The organism is Amycolatopsis sp. NPDC004368 (assembly GCF_053602515.1).
Genome location: NZ_JBSGDT010000057.1, coordinates 17,862 through 31,991, shown reverse-complemented (window position 1 = coordinate 31,991; position 14,130 = coordinate 17,862). Strand labels below are relative to the sequence as shown.

General features: G+C 70.1%; 15 protein-coding genes. 9 read left to right on the top strand and 6 right to left on the bottom strand.

The window, feature by feature from the left end; genetic code table 11:
* The first annotated feature begins 1,132 nt into the window (after positions 1 to 1,132).
* A complete protein-coding gene (thpD, locus tag ACWEOE_RS40395; RefSeq protein ID WP_452018839.1) occupies positions 1,133 to 2,041 on the top strand; it encodes an ectoine hydroxylase in 909 nt (302 codons plus the stop codon).
* Positions 2,042 to 2,131: 90 nt separating this feature from the next.
* On the opposite strand, the gene ACWEOE_RS40390 is transcribed toward thpD, so the two are convergent.
* From ACWEOE_RS40390 to ACWEOE_RS40375, 4 genes are all read right to left on the bottom strand, one after another.
* On the bottom strand, positions 2,132 to 3,700 hold the full coding sequence (locus ACWEOE_RS40390) for an ATP-binding protein (RefSeq protein ID WP_452018837.1): 1,569 nt from the start codon (positions 3,698 to 3,700) through the stop codon (positions 2,132 to 2,134).
* A gap of 373 nt (positions 3,701 to 4,073) precedes the next feature.
* Positions 4,074 to 4,331 carry a hypothetical protein gene (locus ACWEOE_RS40385; RefSeq protein WP_452018835.1) on the bottom strand — a complete coding sequence of 86 codons (258 nt, stop codon included), beginning with the start codon at positions 4,329 to 4,331 and terminating at the stop codon, positions 4,074 to 4,076.
* Between the two features lie 83 nt (positions 4,332 to 4,414).
* Positions 4,415 to 4,738, bottom strand: a complete 324-nt coding sequence (locus ACWEOE_RS40380; protein WP_452018833.1) for a DUF190 domain-containing protein — start codon at positions 4,736 to 4,738, stop codon at positions 4,415 to 4,417.
* A gap of 63 nt (positions 4,739 to 4,801) precedes the next feature.
* Positions 4,802 to 5,176: a DUF190 domain-containing protein gene (locus tag ACWEOE_RS40375; protein ID WP_452018831.1), complete on the bottom strand. Its 375-nt coding sequence runs from the start codon at positions 5,174 to 5,176 to the stop codon at positions 4,802 to 4,804.
* 219 nt (positions 5,177 to 5,395) lie between these two features.
* Here ACWEOE_RS40375 and ACWEOE_RS40370 point away from each other — a divergent pair, with 219 nt between their 5' ends.
* A complete protein-coding gene (locus ACWEOE_RS40370) occupies positions 5,396 to 5,803 on the top strand; it encodes a site-specific integrase (protein WP_452018843.1) in 408 nt (135 codons plus the stop codon).
* A gap of 39 nt (positions 5,804 to 5,842) precedes the next feature.
* On the opposite strand, the gene ACWEOE_RS40365 is transcribed toward ACWEOE_RS40370, so the two are convergent.
* The gene (locus tag ACWEOE_RS40365; RefSeq protein WP_452018829.1) at positions 5,843 to 6,439 is read right to left on the bottom strand and encodes a cyclodeaminase/cyclohydrolase family protein; all 597 of its coding nucleotides are present in this window, start codon (positions 6,437 to 6,439) and stop codon (positions 5,843 to 5,845) included.
* Positions 6,440 to 6,679: 240 nt separating this feature from the next.
* Here ACWEOE_RS40365 and ACWEOE_RS40360 point away from each other — a divergent pair, with 240 nt between their 5' ends.
* From ACWEOE_RS40360 to folP, 6 genes are read left to right on the top strand one after another with little or no spacing between them, the layout of a single operon-like run.
* Entirely contained in the window at positions 6,680 to 6,928 is a 249-nt protein-coding gene (locus tag ACWEOE_RS40360; protein WP_452018827.1) for a hypothetical protein, read from the top strand.
* Positions 6,898 to 8,046: an aminomethyl transferase family protein gene (locus ACWEOE_RS40355; protein WP_452018825.1), complete on the top strand. Its 1,149-nt coding sequence runs from the start codon at positions 6,898 to 6,900 to the stop codon at positions 8,044 to 8,046. Before ACWEOE_RS40360 ends, ACWEOE_RS40355 begins: the two co-directional genes overlap by 31 nt.
* Before the next feature lie 6 nt (positions 8,047 to 8,052).
* On the top strand, positions 8,053 to 8,907 hold the full coding sequence (locus ACWEOE_RS40350; RefSeq protein WP_452018823.1) for a methylenetetrahydrofolate reductase: 855 nt from the start codon (positions 8,053 to 8,055) through the stop codon (positions 8,905 to 8,907).
* Positions 8,904 to 9,824 carry a bifunctional 5,10-methylenetetrahydrofolate dehydrogenase/5,10-methenyltetrahydrofolate cyclohydrolase gene (locus tag ACWEOE_RS40345; protein ID WP_452018821.1) on the top strand — a complete coding sequence of 307 codons (921 nt, stop codon included), beginning with the start codon at positions 8,904 to 8,906 and terminating at the stop codon, positions 9,822 to 9,824. Before ACWEOE_RS40350 ends, ACWEOE_RS40345 begins: the two co-directional genes overlap by 4 nt.
* Positions 9,821 to 10,690 (top strand): formyltetrahydrofolate deformylase, encoded by an 870-nt coding sequence (gene purU, locus ACWEOE_RS40340; protein ID WP_452018819.1) that lies wholly within the window; start codon positions 9,821 to 9,823, stop codon positions 10,688 to 10,690. The genes ACWEOE_RS40345 and purU overlap by 4 nt, the downstream gene beginning before the upstream one ends.
* Positions 10,687 to 11,571 carry a dihydropteroate synthase gene (gene folP, locus ACWEOE_RS40335; RefSeq protein ID WP_452018817.1) on the top strand — a complete coding sequence of 295 codons (885 nt, stop codon included), beginning with the start codon at positions 10,687 to 10,689 and terminating at the stop codon, positions 11,569 to 11,571. The genes purU and folP overlap by 4 nt, the downstream gene beginning before the upstream one ends.
* A 13-nt stretch (positions 11,572 to 11,584) precedes the next feature.
* Here folP and ACWEOE_RS40330 read toward each other — a convergent pair whose 3' ends face one another.
* Positions 11,585 to 12,424 carry a dioxygenase family protein gene (locus tag ACWEOE_RS40330; RefSeq protein ID WP_452018815.1) on the bottom strand — a complete coding sequence of 280 codons (840 nt, stop codon included), beginning with the start codon at positions 12,422 to 12,424 and terminating at the stop codon, positions 11,585 to 11,587.
* 169 nt (positions 12,425 to 12,593) lie between these two features.
* On the opposite strand from ACWEOE_RS40330, the gene ACWEOE_RS40325 reads away from it, so the two are divergent.
* Positions 12,594 to 14,123, top strand: coding sequence for a 4-hydroxyphenylacetate 3-hydroxylase family protein (locus ACWEOE_RS40325; RefSeq protein WP_452018813.1), 1,530 nt, complete (start codon positions 12,594 to 12,596; stop codon positions 14,121 to 14,123).
* The last annotated feature ends 7 nt before the right edge of the window (positions 14,124 to 14,130 follow it).

The window sequence follows — 14,130 nt, the reverse complement described above, 5'->3', positions numbered from 1 at the left end:
CGAACCTCTTCGGCGCGGAGTACTCGCTGTCCTTCGTGTCCCCCTCGGGTGCGGCCGTGGCCACCTCCACCGGGTCGACCATGCCCGTCGACGGCAGCACGTGCTTTTGCTGGCCGGGATCTTGCGCCGGTGCCAGTCCTGCGCCCCCTGATTGCTCATCCCAGAGCCGAGCCGATCTTCGGCCAGGGCCGCGGTCTCACGAGCATCGCGCGTGGGGTCCCCCGGCGGCGAGCCGTTCGGCCAGCCGCTGCGCTCCCGTCAGAGCCTGTACCGCGGTGACCTCCGCCGTGGCCACCAGCCCTGCTCCCACAACCTGCCCAGCCACCATGACGCTGCGCGCCGCAGCTGTTGTCGGGTAATAGGTTGACCTCTTCCCGGCAGTTCACGTGCACTTTGGAGAACCGCAGAGAGGGGCCGGTGTCGTGGATCAAGGCGACCCGCCACTGGGAACCCGGGGTTGACCAGCCGAACGACGATTCGGCGATGTGCCATCCACGACCCTGCCTGGCAACCAAGACCGTCCCGTCACTACCGCTGGTACCAGGACTTCGCCGGCTCGCCCGGGGCGCCTCAGTTCGGCTGCCCGGTCACGCGGCGGCGGCGCTCGCGAAGCGCGGCACTGTCTGTGCGGTCGGCGTTGCCTGCGGTCGCGGCGCTTCCGGACGCCACGACGCGCCCCGTCGTGCGCAAGTGAATCGGAAAATCACGGACCTGGTGGCGGCGGATCCCGAAGGGAACATTCTCTCGTGCGTCCGCGGCAGCTCTCGCGGCTTTTCACGACGAACTTTTCACCGTGAGCACGCGGCAGCCGAAATCGATCCGCGGCCCGAGCCGCCGCGAGCACCGTCGGCCAAGAAGGCTTCGCGAACGAGGTCACGACCCGGGCCGGTTTCCCGAGTTCCGCGAGCATGTAGGGGTGGCTGCCGCGAAATCGTCGATCGGCCAGGAGCTCCACCAGGTCCGTTTCGGGACGGAATGCCGTGGCGAGCCGGGTGAGCACACGCGATACCTCACGGTCCGGTGATCGAACCCAGACGGCCGCATTCGCTGCCGATCGCCGGAATTTTCACGTTAATGTGGATTCCGCTCGCGTTCGGGGTACTCGCCCCGCCTCGGAATGGAAGGATCTCGGATGGCGATGACCGGCACCACGACCGACGACAGATATCCGACGCGGATCATCGGCGAACCAGCGCTGCTGCCCCGGGAGGTGCCTGCGGTGTGGCCGGGTCGGCTGCGGGAGCCGTTCACCCCGGCCCAACTGGCCTCGCACGCCGAAAAGGGATATTCGATCGTCCCGTCCGCGGTCACCGAAGAGGAGCTGGACCTGCTGCGCGCCGAGCTGGATCGGCTGTGCACCGACGAGACACTGGCCGAAGACGAACGGGTGGTGCGGGAGAAGGCTTCCGGGGCGGTGCGGTCGATCTTCGAAGTCCACCGCTCGAGCCCGCTCATCGCGCGGTTGGTGCGCGATCCCCGGGTGCTGGACAGGGCGCGGCAACTGCTCGGCTCGGAAGTGTACGTGCACCAGAGCCGGATCAACTGCATGCCCGGCTTCCGCGGCAAGGGTTTCTACTGGCACTCCGACTTCGAGACCTGGCACGCAGAAGACGGCATGCCCCTTCCTCGCGCGGTCAGCCTGTCACTGGCGCTGACGGACAACCACCCCTTCAACGGTGGTCTCATGGTGATGCCCGGTTCCCACCGGACGTTCGCGCAGTGCGCAGGCGCCACCCCCGGGGACCACTACCGGGATTCGCTCAAGGAACAGGAGGTCGGCGTGCCGGACGAGACCACGATCGCGCGGCTGGCGGCGGCCCACGGGATCGACCAGTTCACCGGTCCTGCCGGGCACGCGCTGTGGTTCGACGCCAACCTCATGCACGGCTCCGCGAACAACATCACCCCCTACCCGCGTTCCAATGTGTTCGTGGTCTTCAACAGCGTGGAGAACACCTTGCGGGAACCGTATGCCGCCGCCTCCCCGCGTCCCCCGTTCGTCGCCGCCCGCGACTTCACACCTCTCATGCCCCAGCGCTAGCGGCAACCCGGCCCTCAGTCGAGAGGTTCCCCGCAGTGCTCGCCGCGTTTCGGCCGAGTTCGGCACGGCGACGGCCGGAGCATGCGCCGATCACATCCGCACGTATCGGGAGATGTCCTCCCGGAACTCGGCCAGGGCCTGTTCGGTGAGGGTGGGCCGGGTGTCGGCGATGGCGGCAAGGTACTCCTCGGTGCCGGCGGGGGCGCCGCGGCCGTGGACGACATCGAGTTCGAACGCGGCCTGGGCACCTTTGCGAGCGGCGAACTCGATGTCGGCGGGGGTGAACATCTCGCTCGCCGCCACGAGCCGCTCCAGATCGACACCTCCCACGGCGGGGCCGAGGTACCGCCGCCAGATCGCCGCCCGGGCCTCCGGGTCCGGCGGGCCGACGGGGAGAACGTAGTCGAACCGGCCCGGGCGCAGGAACGCCGGATCGAGCGAGCGGACGGAGTTGGTGGCGCAGATCAGCAGGCGATCGTCGTGGTCGCGGAAGCCCGGGATCAGTTTGAGCAGCTCATTGGTGACTCCGTGGCCGGGATCGACGGCCAGCCCGGACCGGACGCCGGCAATTTCCTCGACTTCGTCGATGAACAGCACAACGGTCTCGAGCTCCGCCAAGTCGGCAAACGTGTCACGCAGCGAGGTGGCCAAGCCTCCGGCTCCCGACGACGCCAGCCTGGAGGGGAACAGCTCCACGAACGGCCACTCCAGCCGGGAGGCGACCGCTTTGGCGAAGCTGGTCTTGCCCGTGCCGGGCGGCCCGAAGAGGATGACGGCCTTCGGCGGCACCACGCCGTAGCGGTCCGCCACCACGGGCTCGGCCAGCGGCAGCACGATCCGCCGCTCGATGGTTTCCTTCTCCCGCTCCATCCCGGCGAGATCGGTCCACAGTCCCCGCGGCAGAACCCGCCCGCCGAGCTCCGCGAGCAGACCCGCGTCGCTGGCGCCGAGATGCTCGATCTTTTCGTAGAAGACCAACCCGGGGCGAGCCGCATAGCCGGAGTTTTCCAGGGCCGCGGTTCCCGTCGCGCCGGGCGGTAGCAGCGCACTGATCCGACGTATCCCCTGCTCCCTCAGCCGCCGCTCGAGCTCGCCGATCAGGGAGCTGCCGATCCCCCGGTTGCGCCACCGCCGGGCGAGCGACACTCCCGTGATCCAGGCCCGCTCCCCCTGTGCCTGCGCGACCGCCATCCCCACCAGGTCATTTCCGACCACCGCCACGACGACAACGCCGGTCCGGGTTGCAGCCATGACCTCCGAGACCGGAAACACCGGAGGCACATCGTCCGCCTGCCGGTCCTGGTCCCAGAGCTGGATGGCGCGGTCCAGATCGTCGTCGTGGAAATCCCGCAGACGCCACGTCGGCACCATCAGCACGGTACCGGCCACCACGCCTGGTGTGCGAGGCCGAAACGTCCAGAAACGGCTCGGCTCTCCCAGTGCCACAAAACCGCCGGCGGCATCGGCAACCGGCAGGTGCGCCATTCTGCGGATGGCCGCCTGTTCGCGGGCCAGGTCCGCGGCGTCGTCGGGCTCGCGGGCCTCCAGGACGGTGTACTCGGCGATCGCGAGGTCGAGCAACAACGTTCGAGGATCGGCGTACAAGCGCGCGGGCGGCTCGCAGGCCGGCAGCGGGCGCAGTTTGAAAGACGGCTTCATGCCCTCGACGCTGCCGGGTCGACCCGCCCGAGGACAGGCCGTTCGGCGCCCCGGAGATAACTGCGGCCAAGCCTGCGCGGCGGCGAGCCGCCCGGGACGCGAACCGGCCTCGACAGGTCGCGTGACGGTCAGTAGTCCACCACGCCAAGGCCCTCGACGCACCACTTGCCGTAGCTGTCGGTGGCGCCCACCGAGCCGCTGATGTCTTTCCTGGATTGCGAACCGCCGAGGTGCGCGTAGAGAGTTGTGGTGGTGCTGGGGACCGCGGGCTCGTTGGTGGGCAGTCCCGGCTCCGACGGTGCTGACGTGGGCCGCGAGGTCTGTAACGGCGAGGGGTTCCGCGTTTGCGCCGTGGTGTTCGAGGAGTCCTTGCTCAGGAAGAAGCCCGGCGCGATAACCCGGTGAAGCCGAGCGCGACGACGACCACGACCACCACCACCGCGGCCACGGCGATGCCGATCCACAGTCCGGTCTTGTTCCTCGGCGGGCCGCCGCCGTAAGGCTGGGTCGGGTCCCAGCCCTGCTGCTGGTAGGGCCAGGTTCCGGGATGGGCCTGTGCGTACTGCTGCGTGTTCGGTCTCGCGCCGTGCTCTGATGGCCGGCGACCGCCGGCGGTTCCTCCCCGCACCACGTGATCAGCATTGTGCAGGGTCGGACAGCCCGGCACAAACGGAGGCTTCCGGCCGCACGCCGGGGCCCGAGAGCTCTGCTGCTCTACCGGCGTAGTACCTCGACCTCGTCGACGAGCACGGTGCCGTCGGTGATGAGCTCGTCGAGCTCGGGCAGGAACGCGCGGATCTTGTCTTCGGCATCGATGATGATCACGACGATGGGGAGGTCCTCCGTGAGGCTCAGGATCTCGTCGGTGTGGATCAGCGAGGTCGTGCCGAAGCCTTCGCATCCGTGCAGCACCGTCGCGCCGGCCAGGCCGGCTTTGTGGGCGCGTTTCACGATCTCGTGGTACAGCAGCTGGTGATGCCAGGTGTCGTCCTCACCGAGGAAAATCAAGGCACGCAACGCCTTTCCGCTGAGCTGCATTGGTTGCGCCTCCTGTCCGGGTGCTCGTATCGAGGACTGGCTGGTGTCCTGGTCCGGTCCGGACTACGCGCGGTGCTGCCACCAGTGGGTGTGTGGTCTTTCTGGCGCGGTGTAGCGGATCTCCTCGACCTCGTCGAGGGTCGCCAATCCGCTCATGTCGAGGTCATCCAGTTGTGGCAGGAAGGCCCTGATCCGCTCTTCGGTGTCGGCGATCGTGATCAGCACGGGGAGGTCGTCGCCGAGCCGGAACGCGTGCTGGGCGTGGATGCGTGAGGTGGCCCCGTAGCCCTCGATGCCTCGGATCACGGTCGCGCCGGCGAGCCCGGCGTCGTGGGCGCGCTGGACGATCTCGGTGGCAAGCGGTTTGTGGTGCCAGAGGTCACCGTCGCCGATGAAGATCGAAAGGCGAAAGGCCCGTCCCGAACTCTTGGTGTTCATCTGCGTCCTCCTGGCACGGGTGGTCGTCACACGTGTGCACCAGGAAGCCATCAGCCCCGTCAGAGGCGGTTCGGCCCAGTCGGCCAGGCGGGATCCATCACCCAGGCCAAGTACACCCCCGAGAGCCCGAACAGGTCAAGCACGAGAGGGCCGCGCGCGGAGAAATCAAGTTCGATTGGGTACGACGTCCGGTTGAACGGCATTTTCGCGAGCGCGCGGATGCGGTCGCTGGCTTCAAGGATGCAGCACGGGTACGCGCGCGATCTGGCGGCGTTTCTGGCCTTCCTGTCGTGGCCACGAGGACGGACCGGGTGGGTTCAGGCAAAGGAAGCTGATCACCTGGCATATCTGCATTGGCGTCGGCACGACAGCGCTGGGCCGCAGGTGGCGGGGTCGACCTGGAACCGGGAGCTGGCCGCGGGGAATCAGTTCTACCGGTGGGCCCTCGCGGCGGGACACGTCGAGGTCAACCCGGTCCCGCAGAAATGGCGGAGGCCAGGCGGAACCCGCGAAAAGCTGGGCATCCGGTCCACATTCCCCGCTGCGGATCGCGAAGAGCGTGCACCAACGCCGTGGTCACGGCCGTCGACGGGGGGGTCAACCGGCCGGTGCGCTCGTACCCGGTGAGACCGTCGAGCCAGGCCAGGCCCGAACAGCGGTCCGCGCTCATGCGCGCGTCGAGGCGGCGGCTTCGATCACGCGCGCCGCGGCGGCGTGCGCGGCGGCGGCCAGTCCGGCGGCCCGTGCGGGACGCGGGTCGTCGCGCCGGGCACGGAGGTTGGCGCCGACCAGCGCGGCCGCGGAGGCTGCGACGGCGCTGGCGAGCTGAACCGCCGTGAGGGCGTCCGGCCGGAGCCGGGGGTTGCCGTCCTCGACGAGCAGCTCGCCCAGCTCGGCCACTTCGGCGGCGACCGCGGCGAGGGCGAGTGGGATGTCCGCCGCGGCGTCCAGCGCTGTCCGGATCGCCGCCTTTCGGGCCGTCGCGTCGGGCGGCTTCACGAGGTCGAGGTATGCCTGGTACGCAGAGACATCGTCGTCCGCGAGCCGCTGCGCGGCGCGGCGCAGCTCGTCCGCCCGGGCCGCCACAGCGGCGGTGTCGAGGGCACCGGCCGCGGTTGAGTAGCGGGCGACCATCGCCGTCAAACCGGCGGCCAGCGCGGCCGTCAGCCCCGCGACGGCGCCGCCGCCGGGCGTCGGGGCGGCCGAGGCCACGGTGTCGGTGATCTCGCCGAACGCCGTGCCCGCGAGCGTCGTTCCGGTCATCGCTGGTCCTCCGTCGGTCCGCGGGCGCGTCAGGACGACGATGAAGTCCGGCATCGGAGGCGGCAACCGCGGTTAACAGGCGGGGTCACGGCGTTCGGGCCCCCGCCTCCCGCGCATTTCTCCCCGGCTAACGACCCGCCGCTAGCGTCCCCCGGACCGGACGTCACAAGCGTTCTCGGCTGTCTGCCAGGCACTCGGTCCCCGCTGAAGCTCATGCCCTCACCCACTCGGGAGAACGATATGTCCGCCCCCACGAACTCCTTCAGCCTGGCCGACGCCATCCGGAAGGCCGGCGACCCGCTGACGATGCTGCGCACCTCCGCGACCGGCCCGTTCGCCTTCCCGCGGATCCCGCGGGAGGTCGCGAACTGGCGGGACGAGCAGGAGGCGTGGCACTCGAGCTGCGCACTGATCGACATGTCCCACCACCAGACGGATCTTTCCTCCGCGGTAGCGGGGTGCTCGACCTGCTGCGGCAGGTCGGGGTGAACCGGTTCGCCGGCTTCCCGGTCGGCTCCGCGAAGCAGCTCGTCTGCGCCGCGCCCAACGGACGGCACGTCACCGACGGCATCGTCATGCGGCTCGAGGAGGACCTCTACCGGCTCGTCGGGGCCCAGCCGGTCTCCAACTGGGTGCAGTACCACGCGGAGTCGGGCGGCTGGGACGTCGAGGTGCAGCGCGACGAGAACTCGATGTTCCGGCGCGACGACCGGCGGTTCTACGCCCTGCAGGTCCAGGGGCCGACCGCGCCGGCGCTGATGGCGGAGGTCGTCGACGGGGACATGCCGGAGATCGAGTTCTTCCGGATCGGCGAGATGACCATTCGCGGTGTCGCCGTTCGGGCCCTGCGGCACGGCATGGCCGGCCAAGCGGGGTTCGAGCTCTCCGGGCCGTGGGCCGACTTCGAGCGGGTGCGGGACGCGCTCGTCGAAGCCGGTCCGAACCACGGGCTGGTCCAGGTCGGCGGCGTCGTGATGTACAACCTGCCCATCGAGTCCGGCTGGTACCCGTTCCCGCTGCCGGCGATCTACACCGGTGACGGCACCAAGGGCTACCGCGAATGGCTTCGGGTCATGACGATGGAGGGAATGGGCTCGCTCGGCGGCAGCTATGAGGTCGAGAACATCGAGGACTACTACGTCGACGCCGTCGAGATCGGGTACGGCAAGCTGATCGACCCGGGCCGCTCGTTCACCGGCAGCGAATACCTGCACGAGGCGCTGAAGTCCCCGCGCCGCAAGAAGGTCACGCTCGAGTTCGACGTCGACGACGTCGTGGCGGTGCACCGCGCGAGCCTGTTCGAGGAACCGCCCGCGAAGTACCTGGACTACCCCTACGCCGGCTATGCGACCTTCCCCGCGGACAGCGTCCGGCGCGGCGGGCGGCAGATCGGGCTGTCCCACTGGACCGGGTTCTCCGTGCACACCAGGAAAGTCCTGTCCCTGGCACTGGTGGAGATCGAGCACAGCGTCCCGGGCACCGAAGTGACGGTGCTCTGGGGTGAGCCCGGCTCGCAGCGCCCAACGGTCGAAAACCACGTCGTGCGCGAAATCCGCGCAACCGTGGCGCCCGCCCCGTACTACTCCAAGATCATCGCCAAGGGCTGACGGCGCATGGACACCTTTCCGCATCCGGGGCCGGCCGCCGTCGCCCACCGGATCGGCGCACTGGTCGCGGCCGCGGCCTGCGAGGTCATCCCGCTCAAGGGAGCCGACCAGCAGGTCTCGGGCGTGCCCCGGACGACGCCGTTGACCATCACCTGTTCGCCCAAGTTCGGCTTGGAACGGACCCTCGAGCACGTCGCTTCGGCGGCGGCGCAAGGGTTTCGCGTGGTCCCGCACCTGGCGGCCCGGATGGTCGACGACGAGAAGGCGTTGCGGCGCTTCGTCTCCAGGATCACCGACCTCGGCGTGGACGAGCTGTTCGTGGTCGGCGGTGACGGCGAGACACCCGTCGGCAAGTTCACCGCCGCGGGCGAAGTTCTGGAGTCGCTGACCCACTTCGAGCACGGCCTGCGGCGGATCGGCGTCGGCTGCTACCCCGAGGGCCACCCGAAGATCGGCGACGCCGACCTGATCGAGGCATTGCTGGCCAAGCAGGAATCGGCAGACTACATGGTCAGCCAACTGTGCTTCGACGCGGCTTCCTTGGCGCGCTGGATCGGCGAGGTCCGTTCGGCCGGGGTGCGGCTGCCGTTGCGGATCGGTCTCGCCGCCCCCATCAAGATCGCCCGGCTGCTCGATCTGTTGATGAAGATCGGCGTCGGGCAGTCGGTCCGGTACCTGCGGAAGCAGCACGGGATGCTGCGGGGCTTGGTGCTCGGGCGGTCGTACGCGCCCGAGCGCCTGCTGACCGCCCTGGGCAAGCACCTCACCGACGCCGCGGCCGGGATCGAGGGGCTGCACGTCTTCACGTTCAACCAGCTCGACGTGACAGTGGACTGGCTGACCGCCGGAGGTGCCCGGTGACGGCGCACGTCATCGACGGCCGCAAGATCGCGGCGGCACTGAGCGAGGAGGTGGCCGCCGAACGGGACGCGGCGGAGACCCGCGGTGAGCGGTTCGGGCTGGCGACGCTGGCGGTCGGCGATGACGCGGCCGTCGCGGCGTACCTGCGGCGCATCGACCGCACCGCGGCCCGGCTGCGGGTCCCGCACCGCGCGGTGGCCCTGGCCGGATCGGCCTCGCACGCGGCGGTCCTCGCCGCGGTCCACGAGCTGAACGGCGATCCGTCCGTCTCGGGGATCCTCGTCCTGCGACCGCTGCCGGAGCACCTGGACGAGGCGGCGGTGTTCGCGGCCCTCGACCCGGTCAAGGACGTCGAGGCGGTGCACCCGGAGAACGTCGGTCTGCTCGCGCTCGGCACGCCGCGGTACGTCCCGTCGACGGCCGCGGCCGTGTACCACCTCGTGGACGCCTGGCTCGCGGAGATCGGCGAAGAGCCGTCGGCGTTCTACCGCGGCTCGCGGATCGTGGTGGTGGGCCGGTCGAACAACGTCGGGAAGCCCACGGTGTCCCTCGCCTACGCCAAGCAGGCGGCGGTGACCTCGGTGGACGAATGGGCGAGCGCCGGCGGCCGGCTGGGCGCCCACACGCGGCGGGGCGACGTGCTGATCGTCGCGGCCGGGGTGCCCCGCCTGATCCGGGCCGAGCACGTGCGTGCCGGTGCGGTCGTCGTCGACGTCGGGATCAACGTCGTCGAGGACGACGGCGGCCGGCGGATCGTCGGCGATGTGGCCTGGGACGAAGTGGTCGGCCGCGCCCGGGCGATCACCCCGGTTCCGGGCGGCGTCGGACCGGTGACCGACGTCTGGCTCATCCGCAACACCGTCCTGGCGGCCCGGCACCGGACGGAGACCACGTCACGAGGAAGAGGGAAACGATGACGGGTGCCGAGGACGACAGCCTGGTCCTGACGCTCGCTTGCCCCGACCGGCCGGGGATCGTGCTGGAGGTAGCGCGGTTCCTGGCCGAGCACGGGTGCAGCATCCTCGAGAGCCAGCAGTTCCGGGACGCGCGGACCGCGCGGTTCTTCATGCGCGTCCACTTCGGACCGGTGGACGTCGCCACCCCCGACGTGGCGACGTTGCGGCAAGCATTCGCGGCCGTGGGCACCCGGCTGCTGATGACCTGGCAGCTGACCCGCGCGGCGCGGCGCGCCCGCGTTCTGATCATGGTGAGCCGCTACGGGCACTGCCTCAACGACCTGCTCTACCGGTCGTCGGTCCGGGACCTGCACATCGAAGTCGCCGCGGTGGTCTCCAACCACCCGGACCTCGCCGAGCTCGCAGACCACCACGACGTCCCGTTCCACCACGTCCCCGTGACGCCCGGGACCCGCGCGGCGGCCGAGGAGCGGGTGCTGGAGCTGGTCGACGAACTGGACGTCGATCTCGTGGTCCTGGCGCGCTACATGCAGATCCTCTCCGACGAGATGTGCCGCAAGCTCGACGGCCGGGCGATCAACATCCACCACTCGATGCTGCCGAGTTTCAAGGGCGCCCGGCCCTACCACCAGGCGGCCGAGCGAGGTGTGAAGCTGGTCGGCGCGACGGCGCACTACGTCACCGCCGACCTCGACGAGGGCCCGATCATCGAGCAGGAGGTGGCCCGGATCGACCACACGATGTCGGCCGCGCAGGTGACGGCTTTGGGGCGGGACACCGAATGTCTCGCGCTCGCCCGGGCGGTCGGGTGGCACGCCGAGAACCGGGTGCTGCTCGACGGTGCCCGGACGATCGTCTTCCGATGAGGCCGGCGGTCACGGCGCGGCCCGCCGGTGCCCGCGAGCTCGAGCGGGCCGTCGCCGCCGCGCCCGGTGCGCACCGCTGCCTGGTGATGGGCGTGGTGAACGTGACCCCGGACTCGTTCTCCGACGGGGGCCGGTACCTCGCCGCCGAGGCGGCCGTCGAACACGGGATGCGCCTGGTGCGGGAGGGTGCCGACCTCGTGGACGTCGGCGGCGAGTCGACCCGTCCCGGCGCCGACCGGACGCCGGTGGCCGAGGAACGGGCGCGAGTGCTTCCCGTCGTGCGGGAACTGACCGCGGCCGGCGTCGCGGTCAGCATCGACACGATGCGGGCCACCGTGGCCGAGGCCGCGGTGGCCGCCGGTGCCGTGCTGGTCAACGACGTCAGCGGCGGGCTGGCGGACCCGGACATGGCCCGCTGCGTGGCGGAACTGGGTACGCCGTACGTCGCGATGCACTGGCGCGCGCACAGTGCCCGGATGCGGGAGCACATCCGCTACGGCGATGTCGTCACCGACGTCCTGGCGGAGCTGCGGCGCCGCGTCGAGGCCCTCGTCGCCGAGGGCCTCCGTCCGGAGCGGGTGATCGTCGATCCCGGGCTGGGGTTCGCGAAGACCGCCGAGCAGACCTGGCAGCTGGTGCGGCGGCTCGACGAGTTGGCCGTGCTGGAACGGCACATCCTGGTCGGCGCCTCCCGGAAGTCGTTCCTGACGACCGTCGCGCCCGGGTCCGCCGCCGACGCCGCCTCGCGCGAGGCGGCCACCACGGCGCTGACCACGGCGGTGGCGGCCCGCGGGGCGTTCGCCGTCCGGGTGCACGACGTGCCGGCCTCGGTGGTGGCGGCGAGGGTTGGCGAGCTGCTCCGGCGCCGCCCCGGCCGGTGACCGGGGCGGCGGCTCAGTTCAGGCGGTCCAGCACGAAGGTGTGTTCGACGAAGTCGAACGGTCCGTCCGGCCCCTCCCGCAGATCTCGCCGGTAGAGCAGGGACCGCTTGGTGCCGAACACCGGATCCTGGGCCAGGTACGGGTCGTCGTCGCGGAACAGCATCGTCGTCACGGTCGAAAAGCCCGGCGCCGCGATCCGGACGTGGATGTGCCCGGGCCGCATCACCGGCCGCCCGGTCGCGCGCATGAGCTCGCCGACCGGTCCGTCGTCCGGAATCGGGTACGGGGCCGGTGCGATGCTGCGGATCCGGACCGTCCCGTCCCAGCCGGTGCGGAACAGCCCGCGCATCGCGGCCGCGTCCAGGCCGAGCACGTCGGAGTCGTAGTGGCCGTGGCTGTCGGCGTGCCAGACGTCGAATTCGGCTCCGGCCACCGGCGCACCGGTGGCGTCGACCACGGTGGCGTGGAACAGCAGTGGCGTGCCGGGCAACCCGTTGGAAATGTCGGCACCGTCGGGGAATTCGGGCCGCACCTCCCGGTAGAAGGGGCCCTGGACGCTGTTCTCCGTCGCGTGGGTGCTGCGCCGGTGGTTGACCGCGTCGACGAGCGTGGTCACCCCGAGCACGTCGGAAAGCAGGATGAACTCCTGCCGGGTGTCGTTCGACTTCCGGCCGGTGCGGGTGAGGAAATCGATGGCGTGCGCCCATTCCGCCTCGGTGAGGTCCACGTCGCGGACGAAGTCGTGCAGGTGCCGCACCAGAGCGGACAGCACCGTGCGGATGCGCGGGTCGGGCGTGTCCGCCATGGTCCGCAGCACCGCTTCGGTGATGCTCTTTTCGTCCGGGTCGAGCATGGTCTGCCTCCTCGCGTTCGTGCCGGAAACGTAGCCGGGCCGTCGTTAGCCGCGGCGAAATCCGGTGTTAGCGCGGATTCACCCGGTGGCACCGGGGTTTCCTCACCCCGTCGCGCGGCACCGTCGGCACCGGCGCACGAGGAGCGCCCACGATCGGAAGGAGCGACCTGTGTTGCGAACCGGTAAGGAATACCTGGACGCACTGGACGACGGCCGGGTGGTGTGGGTCGGGGACGAAAAGGTCGGCAACGTCGCCACCCACCCGAAAACGCGTGACTACGCGAAGCGCCTCGCGGACTTCTACGACCTGCACCACCGGGACGACCTGCGCGATGTCATGACGTTCGTCGACGACGCCGGCGAGCGCCGCTCGATGACCTGGTTCCGGCACACGACGAAGGACGAGCTGAAGCGGAAGCGCCGTTATCTGGAAACGGTGATCCGCGAGCTCGACGGCGGCGCCGTGCCGAGGACACCGGACGTCAACAACTACGTGCTGCTCACCTACGAAGACGATCCCGTGCCCTGGAGCGAGCAGTCGCAGGGCACCGGCGGCCGGGACCTGACGGTGGGCATCCGGGAGTTCTGGGACCTGATGGTCGAGGGCGACCTCAACGCCGCACCGGCGTTCGTCGACCCGCAGACGGACCGGTCCCGTGAGTCGGCGCAGGCCGAGTCGCCGGCGCTGCGGATCGTGGAAACCCGCGAGGACGGCATCGTCGTGCGCGGCGTCAAGGCCATCGCGACGGGGGCGGCGTTCGCCGACTACATCCACATCGGCGTGTTCTTCCGCCCGGGTATCCCCGGCGAGCAGGTCATCTTCGGCGCGGTCCGCACGAACGCCCCCGGGGTCACGCTGGTCTGCCGGGAAAGCACCGTGAAGGAAGGGCAGTACGAAGAGCACCCGCTGGCCGCCAAGGGCGACGAACTGGACACCACGATCCTTTTCGACGACGTCTTCATTCCGTGGAACCGGGTCTTCCACATCGGCAACCCGAAGCACGCGTCGCTCTACCCGCAGCGGGTGTTCGACTGGCTGCACTACCAGGCGCTCGTGCGCCAGACGATCCGCGCCGAGGTGATGGTCGGCCTGGCCCTGCTGATCACCGAGCACGTGGGCACCTACCAGCTGCCGCCGGTCCAGGCCCGGCTGGCCCAGCTGGTCGGCTTTCACCAGACGCTGCGCGCCCACGTGCTCGCCTGCGAGGAAGACGGCTTCACCACCCCGGGCGGCCTGTACAAGCCGAGCGTGCTGCTGTTCGACTTCGGCCGGGCCTACTACCTGGAAAACGTGCCGCGGATGGTCAACGAACTGATCGACCTGGCCGGGCGCTCGTCGCTGATCTTCCCCACCGAGCAGCAGTGGAACCAGCCGGAACTGCGCCGGTGGCTCGAACCGTTGCAGACGGGCCCGATCGGACGGCCGCACGACCGGCTCAAGATCAGCCGCGTGATCCGGGACCTGTACCTCTCGGACTGGGGTGACCGGATCAGCGTGTTCGAGAACTTCAACGGAACCCCGTTGCTGGCGGTGCGGATGCTGACGATGAATCGCGCGGAGATGGCACCCGCGGGCCCGCTGACCGACCTCGCGCGGAAGATCGCCGGGATCGAGCCGGCGACCCCGAAGGACAACGGGAAGACGGATTACGCCGGACAGGCCGCTTACGCGCGCCAGCAGGACGCGAGGGCCCACTGACTCCGAG